16 protein-coding genes are annotated in these 16,149 nt (G+C 64.1%); 9 read left to right on the top strand and 7 right to left on the bottom strand.

Going from position 1 to position 16,149, the window contains the following annotated elements; genetic code table 11:
- Positions 1-17: 17 nt before the first annotated feature.
- A complete protein-coding gene (locus tag ACIPY2_RS08965; RefSeq protein WP_400266026.1) occupies positions 18-2,237 on the bottom strand; it encodes an NADP-dependent isocitrate dehydrogenase in 2,220 nt (739 codons plus the stop codon).
- 345 nt (positions 2,238-2,582) lie between these two features.
- Here ACIPY2_RS08965 and ACIPY2_RS08960 point away from each other — a divergent pair, with 345 nt between their 5' ends.
- A complete protein-coding gene (locus tag ACIPY2_RS08960; protein WP_400266025.1) occupies positions 2,583-3,584 on the top strand; it encodes a trypsin-like serine peptidase in 1,002 nt (333 codons plus the stop codon).
- A gap of 77 nt (positions 3,585-3,661) precedes the next feature.
- Here the strand turns inward: ACIPY2_RS08960 and purH are convergent, their stop codons facing one another.
- Positions 3,662-5,332 (bottom strand): bifunctional phosphoribosylaminoimidazolecarboxamide formyltransferase/IMP cyclohydrolase, encoded by a 1,671-nt coding sequence (gene purH, locus ACIPY2_RS08955; protein WP_400266024.1) that lies wholly within the window; start codon positions 5,330-5,332, stop codon positions 3,662-3,664.
- A 206-nt stretch (positions 5,333-5,538) separates the two neighbouring features.
- On the opposite strand from purH, the gene ACIPY2_RS08950 reads away from it, so the two are divergent.
- From ACIPY2_RS08950 to ACIPY2_RS08940, 3 genes are read left to right on the top strand one after another with little or no spacing between them, the layout of a single operon-like run.
- Positions 5,539-6,486: an N-acetylglucosamine kinase gene (locus ACIPY2_RS08950; RefSeq protein ID WP_400266023.1), complete on the top strand. Its 948-nt coding sequence runs from the start codon at positions 5,539-5,541 to the stop codon at positions 6,484-6,486.
- A complete protein-coding gene (murQ, locus tag ACIPY2_RS08945; protein WP_400266022.1) occupies positions 6,461-7,423 on the top strand; it encodes an N-acetylmuramic acid 6-phosphate etherase in 963 nt (320 codons plus the stop codon). The genes ACIPY2_RS08950 and murQ overlap by 26 nt, the downstream gene beginning before the upstream one ends.
- A 42-nt stretch (positions 7,424-7,465) precedes the next feature.
- Positions 7,466-8,818 carry an MFS transporter gene (locus tag ACIPY2_RS08940; RefSeq protein ID WP_400266021.1) on the top strand — a complete coding sequence of 451 codons (1,353 nt, stop codon included), beginning with the start codon at positions 7,466-7,468 and terminating at the stop codon, positions 8,816-8,818.
- A 9-nt stretch (positions 8,819-8,827) separates the two neighbouring features.
- Here the strand turns inward: ACIPY2_RS08940 and purN are convergent, their stop codons facing one another.
- Entirely contained in the window at positions 8,828-9,397 is a 570-nt protein-coding gene (gene purN, locus ACIPY2_RS08935; protein WP_400266020.1) for a phosphoribosylglycinamide formyltransferase, read from the bottom strand.
- 11 nt (positions 9,398-9,408) lie between these two features.
- On the opposite strand from purN, the gene ACIPY2_RS08930 reads away from it, so the two are divergent.
- A complete protein-coding gene (locus ACIPY2_RS08930; protein ID WP_400266019.1) occupies positions 9,409-9,858 on the top strand; it encodes a hypothetical protein in 450 nt (149 codons plus the stop codon).
- A gap of 30 nt (positions 9,859-9,888) precedes the next feature.
- On the opposite strand, the gene ACIPY2_RS08925 is transcribed toward ACIPY2_RS08930, so the two are convergent.
- A complete protein-coding gene (locus tag ACIPY2_RS08925) occupies positions 9,889-11,220 on the bottom strand; it encodes a DUF6350 family protein (protein WP_400266018.1) in 1,332 nt (443 codons plus the stop codon).
- 420 nt (positions 11,221-11,640) lie between these two features.
- Between ACIPY2_RS08925 and ACIPY2_RS08920 the strand changes: the two genes are divergently transcribed.
- Both ACIPY2_RS08920 and ACIPY2_RS08915 read left to right on the top strand, forming a co-directional pair.
- The gene (locus tag ACIPY2_RS08920) at positions 11,641-13,107 is read left to right on the top strand and encodes a flotillin family protein (RefSeq protein WP_400266017.1); all 1,467 of its coding nucleotides are present in this window, start codon (positions 11,641-11,643) and stop codon (positions 13,105-13,107) included.
- Positions 13,100-13,354, top strand: coding sequence for a hypothetical protein (locus ACIPY2_RS08915; RefSeq protein WP_400266016.1), 255 nt, complete (start codon positions 13,100-13,102; stop codon positions 13,352-13,354). Before ACIPY2_RS08920 ends, ACIPY2_RS08915 begins: the two co-directional genes overlap by 8 nt.
- 46 nt (positions 13,355-13,400) lie before the next feature.
- Here ACIPY2_RS08915 and ACIPY2_RS08910 read toward each other — a convergent pair whose 3' ends face one another.
- The 3 genes from ACIPY2_RS08910 to ACIPY2_RS08900 form a co-directional block, all read right to left on the bottom strand.
- Positions 13,401-13,778 (bottom strand): hypothetical protein, encoded by a 378-nt coding sequence (locus ACIPY2_RS08910; protein WP_400266015.1) that lies wholly within the window; start codon positions 13,776-13,778, stop codon positions 13,401-13,403.
- Positions 13,775-14,140: a J domain-containing protein gene (locus ACIPY2_RS08905; RefSeq protein WP_400266014.1), complete on the bottom strand. Its 366-nt coding sequence runs from the start codon at positions 14,138-14,140 to the stop codon at positions 13,775-13,777. The genes ACIPY2_RS08910 and ACIPY2_RS08905 overlap by 4 nt, the downstream gene beginning before the upstream one ends.
- A 230-nt stretch (positions 14,141-14,370) precedes the next feature.
- Complete coding sequence (locus ACIPY2_RS08900; protein WP_400266013.1) at positions 14,371-14,793, bottom strand: Hsp20/alpha crystallin family protein; 423 nt, start codon at positions 14,791-14,793, stop codon at positions 14,371-14,373.
- A gap of 141 nt (positions 14,794-14,934) precedes the next feature.
- Between ACIPY2_RS08900 and ACIPY2_RS08895 the strand changes: the two genes are divergently transcribed.
- Together ACIPY2_RS08895 and ACIPY2_RS08890 are read left to right on the top strand one after the other, a co-directional pair.
- Positions 14,935-15,372 (top strand): MerR family transcriptional regulator, encoded by a 438-nt coding sequence (locus tag ACIPY2_RS08895; protein ID WP_400266012.1) that lies wholly within the window; start codon positions 14,935-14,937, stop codon positions 15,370-15,372.
- Positions 15,373-15,575: 203 nt separating this feature from the next.
- Complete coding sequence (locus tag ACIPY2_RS08890; RefSeq protein WP_400266011.1) at positions 15,576-16,097, top strand: hypothetical protein; 522 nt, start codon at positions 15,576-15,578, stop codon at positions 16,095-16,097.
- Positions 16,098-16,149: the final 52 nt, after the last annotated feature.

The following is a 16,149-nucleotide window of genomic DNA, read 5'->3' as shown; positions in this document are numbered from 1 at the left end:
GGGTCTTTTTGCGGATGCTAGCTCAGGGTCGCGAGGACCTTGTTGAACGTTGCCGACGGGCGCATGATCTCAGCGGCCTTGGCGGCATCCGGACGGTAGTAGCCACCGAGGTCGACGCCGGGACCCTGCACTGCGTTCAGCTCGCCGACGATTGCCTCTTCGTTGGAGGTCAGGGCCTCCGCAATCGGAGCGAAAGCTGCTGCCAGCTCGGCGTCGGAGGACTGCTTGGCCAATTCCTGGGCCCAGTACATGGCCAGGTAGAAGTGGCTTCCGCGGTTGTCCAGCTCGCCAACGCTGCGGCGCGGGGACTTGTTTTCCAGCAGGAAGGTACCGGTGGCGCGGTCGAGGGTGTCGGCCAGGACCTGGGCGCGGGCGTTGCCCGTGGTGGTGGCAAGGTGCTCGAAGCTGACGGCCAGGGCAAGGAATTCACCCAGGCTGTCCCAGCGGAGGTGGTTCTCCTTGACCAACTGCTGGACGTGCTTGGGAGCGGATCCACCGGCACCGGTCTCGAACAGGCCGCCACCGTTGATCAGCGGAACGATCGAGAGCATCTTGGCGCTGGTGCCCAGTTCGAGGATCGGGAAGAGGTCCGTCAGGTAGTCGCGGAGGACGTTGCCGGTCACCGAGATGGTGTCCTGGCCCTTGCGGATGCGCTCCAGCGTGAAGGCCGTGGCCTCGACCGGGGAGAGGATCTCGATCTGCAGGCCCTCGGTGTCGTGGTCCTTCAGGTATTCGTTGACCTTGGCGATCAGGTTGGTGTCGTGGGCGCGGCCCTTGTCCAGCCAGAACACGGCCGGAGTCTGGGATGCGCGGGCACGGGTAACGGCCAGCTTGACCCAGTCGCGGATCGGGACGTCCTTGGTCTGGCACGCACGCCAGATGTCGCCCGGGGAGACCTGGTGTTCGATCAGCACGGTGCCTGCGCGGTTGACGAGCTGGACGGTGCCGGCTGCTTCGATCTCGAAGGTCTTGTCGTGGCTGCCGTATTCTTCGGCCGCCTGTGCCATGAGGCCCACGTTGGGAACGGTACCCATGGTGGTGGGGTCGAATGCACCGTTGGCGCGGCAATCGTCGATGACTACCTGGTAGACACCTGCGTAGGAGCTGTCCGGGAGGACTGCCAATGTGTCGGCTTCCTTGCCGTCCGGGCCCCACATGTGGCCGGAGGTACGGATCATGGCCGGCATGGAAGCATCCACGATGATGTCGGACGGAACGTGCAGGCTGGTGATGCCCTTGTCCGAGTCCACCATGGCCAGCGCCGGACCCTCTTCGAGGCCCTTGGAGATGGCTGCCTTGACGCCTTCGCGGACGTCTTCGGGCAGGTCTTCCAGGCCGTTCAGGATGGCGGCCAGGCCGTTGTTCGGGTTGATGCCTGCTGCAGCAAGCTGCTTGCCGTAGGTGTCGAACAGCTCGGAGAAGTAGGCCTTCACCACGTGGCCAAAGATGATGGGGTCGGAGACCTTCATCATGGTGGCCTTCAGGTGTGCGGAGAAGAGGATGCCCTCTTCCTTGGCGCGGGCAACCTGTGCGGCGAGGAACTCGTCCAGGGCGTCTGCGCGCAGCACGGTGCCGTCAACAACTTCGTTGGCAAGGACCGGGAAGTCCTTTTTGAGGACCTTGACGGAGCCGTCTTCGCGGACCAGCTGGATGGTCAGCGCGTCATCGGCTTCGATGACCACGGATTTCTCGTTGGAGCGGAAGTCGTTCTGGCCCATGGTGGCAACGTTGGTCTTGGAGTCTGCGGACCAAGCGCCCATGGAGTGCGGGTTCTGGCGGGCGTAGTTCTTCACCGACAGGGGCGCGCGACGGTCGGAGTTGCCTTCACGCAGCACGGGGTTGACTGCGGAACCCTTAATCTTGTCGTAGCGGGAGCGGATGTCCGTCTCGGTATCGGAGGAGGGGTTGTCCGGGTAGTCGGGGAGGGCGTAACCCTGTGCCTGGAGCTCGGCGATGGCCGCCTTGAGCTGCGGGACGGAGGCGCTGATGTTGGGCAGCTTGATGATGTTGGCTTCCGGCCGCTTTGCCAGTTCGCCCAGTTCCGCGAGGGCATTGCCCGTGCGCTGCTCTTCAGTCAGGAAATCGCCGAACACGGCGATGATGCGGCCGGCCAGCGAAATGTCGCGGGTTTCGACCTCCACACCTGCGGTTGCGGCGTACGCTTCCACAATCGGCAGGAACGAGTAGGTAGCCAGCATCGGCGCTTCGTCTGTGTGGGTATAGATAATCTTGGCCATTGGCGGGGTTCTCCCTGAAAGTCTGCAGATTTCAACATCTCTAACTTACCCGAGCAGGCCGTTTTGGGGGCTCTTCGTGTCCGGGATCACGCCTTGCGTTACCGTTTTCCCGGCCGCGCCGAGGACGCCTTTCGGCAGCTTGGAATGGCCCGACGGCGGCCTGCCGCCAAAGGCGCGTGCCGCCGTCGTACGCCTCTTCCCGAGCCTTCACAACAACTGACAGCAAAATATCACAAAGTCTGAAACATCTCTTTACAAACTTGTCACACGCCCGGTAGCTTCGATTCCGTCAGTCGGCGGTCGCCATCACTGACCGCCTCACTCCCTCGATTAGGTAGGAACAACGTGACAAAAACCAAGACCCTGGCCACAAGCCTGCTGAGTCTGTCCGCTGCCGCGATCCTCGCCCTGGTTGGAACCACCAGCGCCAACGCGGCCCCCGCCAAGGACACCGACTCCAGCGGCGCTGCGGTCAGCAGCCACGTAGCCTCAGACAATGGCGCTGCGGACTACTGGACCCCGGAACGCATGAAGAACGCCAAGAACGGCGACATCCTCGCCACCAAGGCGCTCCAGCGCACCGGCCTCCTGAACCTCGGCAAAGCCCCGGTCGCCGAAGCCCCGGGCGCCGTCACCAGCATCGAAGGCCAGCAGGCCTCCACGGACTCGAAGGCCATCAACTTGAAGGTCAACCAGTCCGAGACACCGGTCAAGCACATCGGCAAGATCTTCTTCACCCTCGGCGGCGCCAACTACGTGTGCTCGGGCAACTCCGTGACCGCGGCCAACAAGAGCACCGTGTCCACCGCCGGACACTGCGTCAACGAAGGCCCGGGCGCTTACGCCACCAACTTCGTGTTTGTTCCTGCCTACCTCAACGGTTCGGCGCCGTATGGCAAGTGGACAGCAAAAGCCCTGTACTCCCCCACCCAGTGGGCATCCAACGGCAACATGCAGTACGACACCGCATTTGCCGTCATGAACACCCTCAACGGCCAGAAGCTCGCTGATGTGGTGGGCTCCTCCGGCGTCCAGTTCAACGCCGCCCGCGGCCTGAGCTACAAGTCCTTCGGCTACCCGGCAGCCGCTCCGTTCAACGGCGAATCCCTCAAGAGCTGCTCCGGCACCGCCACCAACGATCCCTACAACCCGCAGTTCAACACCCAGGGCATCCCCTGCAACATGACTGGTGGGTCCTCGGGCGGACCGTGGTTCATCGGGACCAGCTCGTCCGGCTACCAGAACTCGATCAACTCCTATGGCTACGGCAGCAACTCCACCACGATGTACGGCCCGTATTGGGGCACCGTAATCCAGTCCACCTACAACACCGCAGCGGCTTCGTAGGTTTGTAGCAGATCCCTGTTAAGTACGACGGCGGCCGTCCCCTTGAGGGGGCGGCCGCCGTTGCGTCATTTATGGAATCAGTGGAAGAAGTGGCGTGCGCCCGTGAAGTACATCGTGATGCCGGCAGCGTTCGCTGCGGCGATGACTTCCTCGTCGCGGACCGAGCCACCGGGCTGGACCACGGCGCGGACACCGGCGTCGATCAAGATCTGCAGGCCGTCAGCGAACGGGAAGAACGCATCCGAAGCTGCCACGGCACCGCGTGCGCGCTCAGGTGCGTTGGCACCGCTGGCGTTGGAGGCACCGCCGGCACCGTCGACGTCGGACTCCACCTGGACGCCCAACGTGTTGGCGCGCTCGACGGCCAGCTTGCAGGAGTCGAGGCGGTTGACCTGGCCCATGCCGATGCCGACTGCCGCGCCGTTGTCGGCGAGGAGGATGGCGTTGGACTTCGCTGCGCGGCAAGCGGTCCAGGCGAAGGCGAGGTCCGCGAGGGTCTTCTCGTCAGCGGCTTCCCCTGCTGCCAGGGTCCAGTTGGCGGGGTTGTCGCCGTCGGCATCCACCTTGTCCGTCATCTGGACCAGGACGCCACCGGAAACCTGGCGCATCTCGGACGGGTAGCGGCCGTAGCCCTCGGGCAGGGCCAGGAGGCGGATGTTCTTCTTCTTGGAGAGGATCTCCACGGCTTCCGGCTCGAAGTCCGGGGCGATGACAACTTCGGTGAAGATGTCGGCCACCGTGCGGGCCATGCCTGCGGTGACGGTGCGGTTCGCAGCGATGACGCCGCCGAAAGCGGACACGGGGTCGCAGGCGTGTGCCTTGGCGTGGGCGTCGGCGATCGAGTCTGCGGCGTCGGCTGAACCAACTGCGACACCGCACGGGTTGGCGTGCTTGATGATCGCAACAGCGGGCTCTGCGAAGTCGAAGGCTGCGCGGAGGGCGGCATCGGCGTCGACGAAGTTGTTGTAGCTCATGGCCTTGCCGTGGAGCTGGTCAGCCTGGGCGATGCCTGCCGGAGCGGCCTTGTCAACGTAGAGCGCAGCCTGCTGGTGCGGGTTTTCGCCGTAACGGAGGACCTCGGAGCGCTCCAGGGCGAGGCCTGCGTAGGCGGGCCAATCGATGACGCCGTCGCCGTCTTCGTCCAGGAACTGGCTCGCGGTCCAGGAAGCAACAGCATTGTCGTAGCTGGCCGTGTGGGCGAAGGCCTTGGCGGCGAGGCGACGACGGGTGTTCAGGTCGAAGCCGCCGTGGGCTGCGGCGTCAACCACAGCACCGTAGAAGTTGGGGTCCGTGACGATCGCGACGGCGGCGTGGTTCTTCGCGGCCGAACGCACCATGGCCGGGCCTCCGATGTCGATCTGCTCAACGACGTCGTCCTGCGCAGCGCCGGACTTCACGGTCTCCACGAACGGGTACAGGTTGACCACCACGAGGTCGAAGGTTTCGATCTCCATGTTGGCCAGGGTTTCCATGTGGGCTTCCACGCGGCGGTCCGCGAGGATGCCCCCGTGCACACGCGGGTGCAGGGTCTTGACGCGGCCATCGAGCATTTCCGGGGAGCCGGTGACTTCTTCGACTTCCTTGACCGGGATGCCTGCGGCGGCGATCTTCTTGGCGGTGGAGCCGGTGGACACGATCGCGACGCCGGCTGCGTGCAGGCCCTTCGCGAGCTCCTCCAGTCCCGTCTTGTCGTAAACCGAGATCAGTGCACGGCGGATGGGAACACGGTCAAGCTGCGTCAAGCTCACAAAAGTCTCCGTCTTAGTTCGCGTAGATATCGCGGGTCGGTGGGGATACGGGCAGTTTATCGTGTTTCGCTGCGTGGCTGGTTTTGCGTCGACCGCCGCCGTCCCCTTGCGCCCTCACCTTGTGAGGCCCGCTCTGCGCCCCATTCCCCGCAATTAGCCCGCACAGCAGGCCCCACAACGGAAGTTGCCCAACATAGGGTTGGTCCATGGATGCCATGGATGTCGTTCTCGTTGCAGATATAGGGAAGAGCCGTTGCCGCGTGGAGTTGCGCGCCGGCGATGAGCTGCTGGGCTCCGCGGACCAGCATGGCTTTCCGGGAGTGCACGTGGACAACGGACCTACCCTGGCGTTCGACCTCGTCCTTGAGACCACCGCCATGCTCCCGCCGGGCCTGCCCGTCAGCACCCTGACCGGTATCGGTGCTGCCGTGGCCGGCGTCGAAGCATCAGCGGCAAAGTCCCGCGAACTCGCCGCCATGCTCGCCCAGCACTTCAGTGTCCCGGCCGCGGTCCTTTCCGACGCGACTGCAGCCCACCTCGGCGCGCTGCAGGGCGCCCCCGGGATCACGCTCATCGTCGGCACCGGCGCGGTCGCCTTCCGGTTTGACGAGGGCGGTGTACTCCACAGGGCGGACGGGTGGGGCCCTTATCTGGGTGATCGGGGCAGCGGCCGCTGGATCGGCCAGCAGGGGCTCCAAGCCGTTTTGCAAGCGCTCGACGGCGGGCCGGCCACGTCGCTGTCGGCCGCTGCCGGGGCACTGGTTGAGTCGCCCGGGGAACTGCCGGCTTGGCTTGCCGAACAAGAAAACCCCTACCGGGCGATGGCCCGTTTCGCTCCCCTGGTGCTGCACGCCGCGGAGGCGGGTGACGCCGTCGCGCGTGACATCGTGGAGGAAGCGTGCCGCATCCTCACCCACACCGTGCAGCTGACCGCCAGCGGTGACCCGAGCGGTGCGCCGCGAGTGGCGGTGCTCGGCGGCGTGGCCAGCTCGGAGTTCTTCGCGGGCCTCTTGCAGAAGTCCCTGGCTTCGGCTGGGATTGAGGTGGTGGCCCCGCTCGGCGACGGCCTGGACGGTGCCGCCCTCGCTGCGCAGCGCCGCGGGCTCCTCCAGGAAAGGTACATCCACCGTGACGGAACAAACTGGCCCGACTGACGCTGACAAACTCGCGGACCTCCGTACGGAACTCGCCGGTCTCCAGACCGAAGCCGCAGCGGAGAACCTCAAGGACCTTGACATCCTGGGCACGGACGAGTTGGTGGCAGCCATGCTCGACCATACGGCCGGGGTACACGCTGCAGTCGCGGAAGCGCGGGAGGCAATCGTCCAAACGGTCGACGCCGTTGCGGAGCGGCTCCAGCGCGGCGGTCGCCTTCTGTACGTGGGAGCCGGAACAGCCGGGCGGCTCGGTGTGCTGGACGCGAGCGAGTGCCCGCCGACGTTCGGTACCCCGCCGGGACTCGTCGTCGGACTTATCGCGGGCGGTACCCAGGCAATCCAGAAACCGGTGGAGTATGCCGAGGACAACGCGACCGCTGGCGCGCGGGACCTGCACGATATCAACGTGACCGAGGCGGACGCCGTCGTGGGTATTACTGCGTCCGGGAGGACGCCGTACGTGATCGGCGCGCTGGAGGAGGCCCGGAAAAAGGGTGCTTTCACGGCGTCGTTGGCGTGCAACAAGGGCTCGGCCGTGAGCCACCTGGCAGATGTCGCAATCGAGGTGGTGGTGGGTCCGGAGTTCATCGCGGGCTCCACGCGGCTCAATTCGGGGACCGCCCAGAAGCTGGTGCTCAACATGATCAGCACGCTGGTGATGGTGAAGCTCGGCAAGACCTACGGCAACCTCATGGTGGATCTGCGCGCTACGAACGAGAAGCTGCTGGCGCGGTCGCAGCGGACTGTGCAGCACGCGACTGGGGTGTCCGCAGTTGAAGCCGCTGCGGCGTTGGACGCCGCGGGCGGTTCCGTGAAGGCGGCCATTCTGGTGGTGCTGACAGGGTTGGATCCTGCGGCGGCGAAGGGCGCCCTGGAGGAAGCAGGGGGGTTCCTGCGGAGGGCCATCGAGAATGCTCCCGGCCACCAGAGGTAACAGTGTCCGGCCGACCGCCTAGAGTTGCATGCAGGAGGCCTCATGAATACATACACAACCGTGTCCAGCGGCGAACAAGTGGTGCAGGAATTGCCGTGGCGGTGGAAGGTCCAAGGCAAGATTTTCCTGATCGGCGGCCTCGGCTTCATGTTCGACGCATGGGACGTGACGCTCAACGGCATCCTTATCCCCCTGCTGTCCAAGCACTGGTCCCTGCAACCCGCCGATGCTGCGTGGATCGGCACCGCCAACCTGATCGGTATGGCGGTGGGCGCGTTCGCATGGGGCACCATTGCGGACACGATCGGCCGGAAGAAGGCCTTCACCGCAACACTCCTGATCTTCAGCATCTTCACCGTGCTGGGCGCATTGGCTCCGGACATTGTGTGGTTCTGCATCTTCAGGTTCATGGCGGGCTTCGGACTTGGCGGTTGCATTCCGGTGGACTATGCCCTGGTCGGCGAGTTCACGCCCCGGAAGCAGCGCGGCAAGGTCCTCACCGCCATGGATGGGTGGTGGCCCGTGGGCGCTGCCCTGTGTGGCTTTGTTTCCGCCGGACTCGTGGCTGCGTTTGCCGACTGGCGGCTCACGATGCTCATCATGGTGATTCCGGCGCTCTTGGTGTTCTGGGTTCGGCGTTCGGTCCCTGAGTCTCCTTTGTTTCTGATCCGCAAAGGCCGACGCGTTGAGGCCGCCGCCGTGATCGATGGACTCGTGGAAGCTACAGGCGCATCCGCCCGCGCCTACAGTTTGCCCGAACCACAGGATGCGCCGCGGCTCTCCCCCGGCAGCGCATGGGGCCAGCTCCGCCGGATTTGGACTTTCAACTGGAAGATCACCACAGCGGCGTGGGCGTTGTTCTTCTCCGTGCTGCTGGTCTACTACTTGTCCCTCACGTGGATGCCGCGGATTCTCATTGGTGCCGGGTTCGAGGAATACAAGGCCTTTGTCACTACTGCGGGGATGGCCGCCGTCGGGCTTTTGGGCGTTATTGTTGCAGCCCTCCTGGTGGAGCGCGTGGGCCGCAAATGGATCCTGGCGATCACGGGTCCCTTGTCCGCCGTGACTTTGGTGATCGTGGCATTGGTGGTGGACGTTCCGACGGCTGCAGTGTTCTGGCTGCTTGTCTTCGGCTTTGTGGTCCAGGTGGCCATCCCCGTGCTCTACGCCTACGTGTCCGAGCTGTACCCGACTGAGCTCCGGGGCTCCGGCTTCGGGTGGGCCTCCACGTTCTCCCGCATCGGTGCCGGGTTCGGGCCGCTCGTGTTTGCCTCGTACTTCTGGCCGGAGTTCGGACTCGCGACCTCGTTCGCCCTCGCGGGTGGGCTGGTGCTGATCTCCGTGCTGTGGATGGCATTGTTCGCCCCGGAAACGAAGCAGCGCGAACTCTCGTAGCGCTTTCCCCTAGTTGGGCTGCGCGGCGAGGTCGGCGAGGGTCTGGACCAGCAGCCGGCGCTCGACCACCTTTATGCGCTCGTGCAGGGTCTCCTCAGTGTCATCCGAAAGCACAGTAACGGCTTCCTGGGCGATGATCGGGCCCGTATCCACCCCGGCGTCGGCCCAGTGCACCGTGCAGCCGGTGACCTTCACGCCGTAAGCCATGGCGTCCCGGACACCGTGCGCGCCAGGGAATGACGGCAACAGCGCCGGGTGTGTGTTGACGTACTTGCCACCGAAAGCTTCGATGAAGTCCGCGCTCACGATCCGCATGAAACCGGAGGAAACCACAACATCCGGCTTGTAGGAGAGAACCTTGTCGCGCAAAGCCGCATCCCACTCGGAACGGGTCTCAAAGGAGTTGAAGTTCACCACGAAGGTCTCAATGCCGGCCTCGTCCGAGCGCTCCACGCCATAGGTATCGGGACGGTCCGCACCCACGGCTGCGATCTCGACGTCCAGCTCACCCGACTTCACTGCGTCAATGACAGCCTGAAGATTGGAACCGGTACCGGACACGAGGACAACAATGCGCATTGCACTAGCTTATGGGCGGCTCGCGTAGGCTGGAAAACATGAATCCCGACGTCGGTCCCCGGCCGAGCCAGCAATCCCGCGCCGAGGCGGAGAAGTCCGCATTCGGCGTGACGCAGATCCTGTTCCGTGCGTTCCTTTTGTCGGCTTTGGGATCGTTCTTCGTTTTCTCACTCAACGTGAAATACGTGTGGCTTAGCGCCATCCTGACAGCCGCGGGCCTGATCCTGGGCATCGTTGTTCTGGTCCGTGCGGTGAAGTTCAAGCACTCCAAGCTGGTCCTGTTCGGAACCATTTCCGGCCTGGTTGTCTCGGCGATCATGTGCCTGCTGATCCTGACGTCCGTGCTCTTCTACAAGCAGGTCACCACGTACCAGGACTGCACGCGTTCGGCCCTGACGGAGAACGCCAAGTCGCAGTGCCTGTCCCAGCTGGAAGACTCCATGCCGGGCTCGTTGCGCTAGGCACCTCCGGCGGGACCATCCGCTGAAGCGTCAGGCGTGTTCGTCGTCGTACGCGTTTTCGTCCAGGTTCGCCTCGCGCAGCTTCTGGCTGCGTTCCAGCCACGGCCCTACTGCGTAGCCGATAACGACGCCGATCCCCACCTCGGCGGCAATCCAGACCGCCGTCCACAACGGGTTCGGCCCGATTTCGGTGAGCCGCCCGATGCCGGCCGATCCACGCGCAATCCACGCCAGGCCTCCGCTGAGCAGTCCGGCCGTGGCCCCGATGAGCGCCCCGAGGAAGAGCGTCGAAGCCGCCGCCGTGAACCAGCGGGCCTTGATCTTGATGGAGAGCCACTCGTCAAAATGGTTTTCGCCCTCACGAAGGAACCACCAGCCCGCCATGATCCCGGCGAAGACGGGCAGCGCGAGTGCCATGCCGCCGAGGTCGAGTTGCCCTGCGGGCAAGCCGCCGAAAATCGGGACGGCGGGCAAAGGTCCGACGGCGGTTCCCAACGGTCCCGCTGTGGAGCCGACGCCGAGCGAGAAGCCGGCACCGGATGACCACGCGAGCGTGAAGATCACGAGGTTCGGCAGGAAACCGAGCTGCGCAATGGTAAGGACGGCCCCGCCAAGGGCACCTGCTTTGAGGCCTTCGTAGACGGCGATGATGTCTGTCCAATGCCAGATAATGTCCACGGCCAGGAGCAGTGCTGCGAGTGAAACAGCGGCCATGGTGGCCACGAATCCGGCCTTCACGGCTGATCCAACGTAGGAGCCTGCCCAGCGCGAGTGCTGGCTGGTCTTGGCGAGCCACGCGACGGCGTCGACGCCGATGAGCCGGCTCCAGGAACCGGCCTCACGTCGTGCGCCGATCACCATTCCCAGTCCGAACGAGATCAGTGGAATGGACATGGCCAGCCACAGATTGATCACCACATCCGATGTCCTGCAGATGAATCCGGTGGCGGCCCCGAAGGCCGCGTACACGGTCCATGCGCCGAGAAGGGCCTGCCACAACTGGTCGGTGTAGGAGGCCCGCGCCAGCCGCCTGCCGGCACGCCATGCGAGCAGGAACGGGATCAGGGTCAGGCCGAGGGGTATCAGGGACAAGGAACCCGAGCCGGGTTGTCCAGCAGTACCGAGATCAACCTGTGCAAGATGCAGGGGAACACCGTGAATCAGGAGCCACGCCTGCCCGGCCAAACGTGCCAGGGCATCCACGTTGCGGTTCTGGAAACCGTCCGTTGCCCAGACGCCCACCAACGGCAACACCACGACGACGGCGGAAATGAAGGCTGCCTGCGCCGATTCCAAACCACCCTGCAGCCAAAGGGGCATCGGGAGGCCACGGTTTCCGGTCTGATCATCGCGCAGTTTCATCGTGATCTATCGTGCCACGGCGGGCATCCTTGCCCGGGAAGGCTGCCCCGTTGTCCGCGTATTTCCAGAGCTTTTTCCTTGGGCGGGCCGTAAAATTGGAGGTGGTTTCACAGTCTTGAGGAGACCCGGAAATCATCGAAGCCGGGAACTAGGAGCGGCCAATGGACAGGTGTCACAACTAACTACAGAACGTCGTACTAGCAGCTGGTGCAACCGCGCATGGATACACTCCAGGTTGCACCAGCCTTCTCATGCGCTTCCCTTCTCAGCGACCGTCAGCCAGCGCCCCGGGATAGCCCAGGCATCAGCAGCACAAATGACGCACAAAATTGCTGGACTCCCTGACACCCCGGACTCAGACTGTGTACACGAGCAACCAAGTTGGCTTCCGCACGGGTTCTTTGGAAAGGGACAGGGTCCATGAACGACCTTTCAGCATTCTTCCCACTTATCGCTGCGATCCTTGGCGTGGTTGTGGCCATCGGATTCGTGTGGCTGGCAACCAAGGCCATGTGGAAGGTGGCGGAGCCCAATGAGGCGCTGATCATCTCCGGCCTCACGCGGGGAACGCTGGAGAACACCGACGGCATGGATTTCAAGATTGTCACCGGCAAGGGGGCCCTGGTGATCCCGGGGCTGCAAACCGTGAGGCCACTCGCACTGACGTTGAACGAGACGGAGCTGAAGGTCTCGTGCGTGACGTCCCAAGGCATCCAGGTAATCGTTGACGGGGTGGTGATCTACAAGATCGGTGACGCTCCGCCGTTTATTGCCAATGCTGCCCGCCGGTTCCTTGGGCAGCAACCCAAAATGGAGAGTCAGGTGTACAACGTCTTCGAAGGGCACCTGCGTTCGATCATTGGCAGCATGACCGTGGAGGAGATCATCCGCGAGCGCGACAAGCTCGCTTCGCAGGTGCGTAGCGCCAGCGGCGTGGAGATGGAGAAGCTGGGGCTCGTGGTGGATTCGTTGCAGATCAAGGACCTGCAGGATCCCACTGGATACATCCAGAACCTGGCCAAGCCGCACATCGCGCAGGTCAAGATGGAGGCCCGGATCGCCGAGGCAACGCGCAACCGGGAGGCTGCCGAAAAGGAAGCGGAAGCTGCAGCCCTCATCGCTGATGCGCAAAGCCGCTCGGCCATCCAACAGTCAGCGGCCCAGGCCAACGCCGAACAGGCACGTGCAAATGCTGCACAGGCTGGACCGTTGGCCGACGCCACTGCCCGCCAGGAAGTGGTGGTACAGGAGACGCAGGTGGCAAAGCTTGAGGCTGACCGGGAGGAACAGAAGCTCCAGACCACTATCCGCAAACCGGCCGATGCGAAGGCTTACGCCCAGCGCACGGAGGCCGAGGCCAAGAAGGCTGCGGACATCAGCGCCGCTGAAGCCCTGGCCAAGCGCACCGAGCTCGAAGCCCAGGCCAATGCCCGGCGCGTGGAACTTGAGGCCCAGGCCAACGCGGGTGCTGCCGCCGCCATGGCCGGTGCAACCCGCGTCACCGGTGAGGCCGAAGCTGCGGCGACGACGGCCCGGGGCAATGCGGCAGCTTCGGCCGTGAAGGCCAAGGCCCTGGCCGAAGCCGAGGGAATCAAGGCCCGCGGCGAGGCCCTGGAGTCGAACCAGGATGCCGTCATCACCCAGCAGATCGCCGAGAACATGCCGGCGATCGTATCCGCTGCGGCCGAGCCCTTCTCCCGAATCGGGCAACTCACGGTGCTCAACGGCGGTGAGGGATTGAACAGTATGGTTGGGGGCATCCTGTCGCAGGTAGGCAACTTCCTGCCCTCACTTGCCGCTGCACTGCGGGGCAAGGAAATGCCCGTACGGCCGGCACCCGGAAAGGCTCCGGCGCGCCCGATGCCTGCGAAAGAGCCCGATGCATAAAGAGGTGAACCGGAGCCTCACGGGCAGGATCGGTCGCGTCACGGGAACCATCGGGCCAGGCACCCTCGGCGAGGTGATGCTCCCCTATCTGGGCGGCACGAGTGCGTTCTTCGCCCTCCCCTTCGACAAATCCAGCGAGTACCGCGTGGGCGAAAAGGTCCTGGTGATCTACTTCGAGCCGCCGCAGACGGTATATGTGGAGGAACTGCCGGCGGAGCTGCGGGAGTCCTGGCCGGACGGCGGTTGAGGTACGACGGGGACGGGCTGGGTTCGCGGCGGACAGCGGTGGACCGTTAGGGCTGCGGCCCGTAGATGAACTCCTTGGCGTGGTTGACGGCCTTCTTGAACGCATCGTTGCGCAACGAAACCTGTTCCCTTGATGCACCCTTCCCCGGCTCGGCAAAGGCCGTGGGCCCGGGCCGGAGGATCCAGATATCGCCGGCCGGGGGCAGATAGAAAACCCCGAAGGAACGGTGCTCCGGATCGTCCGTCCAGATGGGGACCACGGCAACGGCAGCACCCGTATCCACGTTGATCCACTGTGCCCGGGGCATCGGCTGCTCATGCACTTCCGGATCCAGGAACGGAGCTGTGCCCTTGCCCCAGCGTTCCTCGAAGCGTTCGTAAAACGCCGGGATCAGGTGGCTGTCGTAGGAGCGCCACGCACTCATAGAGGTCTCCTTTGGTTTCTGTTTGAGGGTGTCCACCGGGTTGGTCCGAAGCTCAGGGGTTGCTGCCGCCGCGCTGGTTCCTGGTCCGCCGTCGTGCGGTGCCAGCGGACCTTGACCGGCGTACCGGAGCCGCGTCCGCTGCGTTCGTGGTCGTAAGCCGCCCGCCTTCCCGGGTCCGACAAAACGACGTAAGCCTGCATGATCGCGTGCAACTGCTGGAGGTCGGCCGCCTCGGAGGTACCGGCGTCGCGCGTGTCCGGGTGGTGGCGCCGCAACAACGCGCGGTAGGCGCGGGCAATGTCCCGCGCCGTGGCGGTTGGCGCGACGCCGAGGGTCGCGTAGTAGTCAGGTTGGGTGGCCAAGGCAGGTTTCCGGTAAAGCGTGCGGCGGGTGGGAGACGGCCCCCGGCAGCGGAACAAACGGTACCGGGGGCCGCCCGTTCGGGAGACAACGTCGGGGGCCGCGTTTCCTCTGCGCAACAAGCGCTATGGCGTGGCGCGAAGCCTGCGCCCATTCTTCCGATGCGGCCGGTCCGAAGCTCCCGCTTGGGCGCTCCGCGTCGAGCAAGGGGCTCGACGCGGAGCGGGCTCGATTAGGCGTTGATCTCCTGGCGCTTGCCGTTGGACGTGATCTCGATGCGCCGCGGCTTGGCCTTCTCGGCGACCGGGATGCGGAGCGTCAGCACGCCGGCGTCGTAGCTGGCTTGGACGCCGTCGGTATCCAGGGTGTCGCCGAGGATGAGTTGCCTGCTGAAGACGCCTTGGGGTCGTTCGGCGGCGATCATCTCGGTGTCTTCGCCCGCAGGCGACTTCCGCTCGGCCTTGACGGTGAGGACGTTGCGTTCAACGTCCAGTTCAACCGAGGCCGGGTCCACCCCCGGCAGGTCGAGGGCAACAATGAATTCCTCGCCCTCCTGCCAGGCATCCATGGGCATGCCGGCAGGGCGTGCTGTTGTGCCAAAAACCTGTTGGGCGAGCCTGTCGAATTCGCGGAACGGGTCAGTGCGCATCAGCATTTGGTTCTCACTCCTTCAGATCTTGATGCTGATTCTGTTGTAGTGCCAGCCTTCCAGATCTGTGTTGGCTGGTATAGATTTTTTATAGCACCGGGCAGAGAGTGGTGCAAGAGGATTTTTCGAGGAATTTAGGAGTGGTTGGTGGCTGGTTCTGGTGGCGATGCTTCGGCGGAAACGCACGACGGCGGACCCGAGGGTACCGTATCCGGCGCTCTCTCCGGCGTTGCTTCTTCGCGGGACGACCTGGGCGTTTACGCGATCTCTGTGGCGGCCGAGCTCGTGGGCATGGGCCAGCAAAACATCCGGCTCTACGAACGCAAAGGGCTGCTCACCCCGGACAGGACTGACGGCGGCACCCGGCGCTACAGCGAGACCGACCTTGTGACCCTGCGGCGGATCGGAATGCTCCTGGACGAAGGGCTCAACCTTGCCGGCGTGAAGCTGGTGCTGGAGTTGGAAGCGACAAACCGGGGGCTGGTGGCGGACAACCGTGGACTTACCGAAGACAACCGGGAGTTGCGGGCGGACAATCGTGGGCTGCGGAAGGATTTGAAGCGGGCGCGGGGTGGGGAGGATTGAGTTTGCGAAAGGCGTGGCCAATAATTCCGGTTGAGAGTAATCTCTGACCCGATGCCGCATACCCGCATCAGTTACAAAGCGGCTTGCCCTGTTTAAGGCCGCCGTCAGGGACTCGTCCCGTGAGCACCGGCACTAGGTCTCCTTCCCACCCCATGGGATGGTGCCGCCATTCATCACCGCACAGCTCAAAAATCGAGAACATCATGAAGAACAAGTACATCCCCAGGCTTGCGCCTGTGGCGGTATTACTCGCTGCATTACTCGCACCCGCCGCCCCGGCGGCGGCCGACCAGAGTTTCATCCTCCCGGCAGGGCTCGGCTGCGAATTCAATCTGGGATTTGATTCGAAAGGTGGCAATCTGCAGACAAAGCAATTCACTGACAAGAACGGGGACGTGGTCCGCGTCCTCTCGGCCGGGAAGGGCGTACTCCTGACGTATACGAACTACGGCGAGGACCCCGCGAATCCGGTTGCCGGTAAGTCGATAACGATCCGGACAGACGGCTCCGTCACAAGCACGCGAGTCAACCCCGATGGGACGCAAACGGTAACCGCTACAGGTCACAACGGGCTGATCCTGTTCCCCACCGATGTACCGGCAGGGCCAACGACCATCCACTACATCGGCAAGCTGGTTTACAACGTCGACCCCTCGACCGGCGTCTTCACGTTCGTGAGCAGCACGGGCCAACAACGGGATATCTGTAAAGAACTGTCCTCGTAAGAAGCGTCAACCTCGTAAAGTGAACGGCCGGCCCTGCTCTTACGGCCGGCCG

Source organism: Paenarthrobacter sp. NPDC089675, assembly GCF_044749185.1.
Taxonomy (GTDB): domain Bacteria; phylum Actinomycetota; class Actinomycetes; order Actinomycetales; family Micrococcaceae; genus Arthrobacter.
Note: the sequence above shows the minus strand (reverse complement) of the source record. Positions and strands in the feature narration are given on the sequence as shown.

Coding starts and splice junctions, on each gene's coding strand:
- ACIPY2_RS08965 (WP_400266026.1), bottom strand. CDS start 2,237: ATGGCCAAGATTATCTATACCCACACAGACGAAGCGCCGATGCTGGCT.
- ACIPY2_RS08950 (WP_400266023.1), top strand. CDS start 5,539: ATGGATGCCATGGATGTCGTTCTCGTTGCAGATATAGGGAAGAGCCGT.
- ACIPY2_RS08940 (WP_400266021.1), top strand. CDS start 7,466: ATGAATACATACACAACCGTGTCCAGCGGCGAACAAGTGGTGCAGGAA.
- purN (WP_400266020.1), bottom strand. CDS start 9,397: ATGCGCATTGTTGTCCTCGTGTCCGGTACCGGTTCCAATCTTCAGGCT.
- ACIPY2_RS08930 (WP_400266019.1), top strand. CDS start 9,409: ATGGGCGGCTCGCGTAGGCTGGAAAACATGAATCCCGACGTCGGTCCC.
- ACIPY2_RS08925 (WP_400266018.1), bottom strand. CDS start 11,220: ATGAAACTGCGCGATGATCAGACCGGAAACCGTGGCCTCCCGATGCCC.
- ACIPY2_RS08920 (WP_400266017.1), top strand. CDS start 11,641: ATGAACGACCTTTCAGCATTCTTCCCACTTATCGCTGCGATCCTTGGC.
- ACIPY2_RS08915 (WP_400266016.1), top strand. CDS start 13,100: ATGCATAAAGAGGTGAACCGGAGCCTCACGGGCAGGATCGGTCGCGTC.
- ACIPY2_RS08910 (WP_400266015.1), bottom strand. CDS start 13,778: ATGAGTGCGTGGCGCTCCTACGACAGCCACCTGATCCCGGCGTTTTAC.
- ACIPY2_RS08900 (WP_400266013.1), bottom strand. CDS start 14,793: ATGCTGATGCGCACTGACCCGTTCCGCGAATTCGACAGGCTCGCCCAA.
- ACIPY2_RS08890 (WP_400266011.1), top strand. CDS start 15,576: ATGAAGAACAAGTACATCCCCAGGCTTGCGCCTGTGGCGGTATTACTC.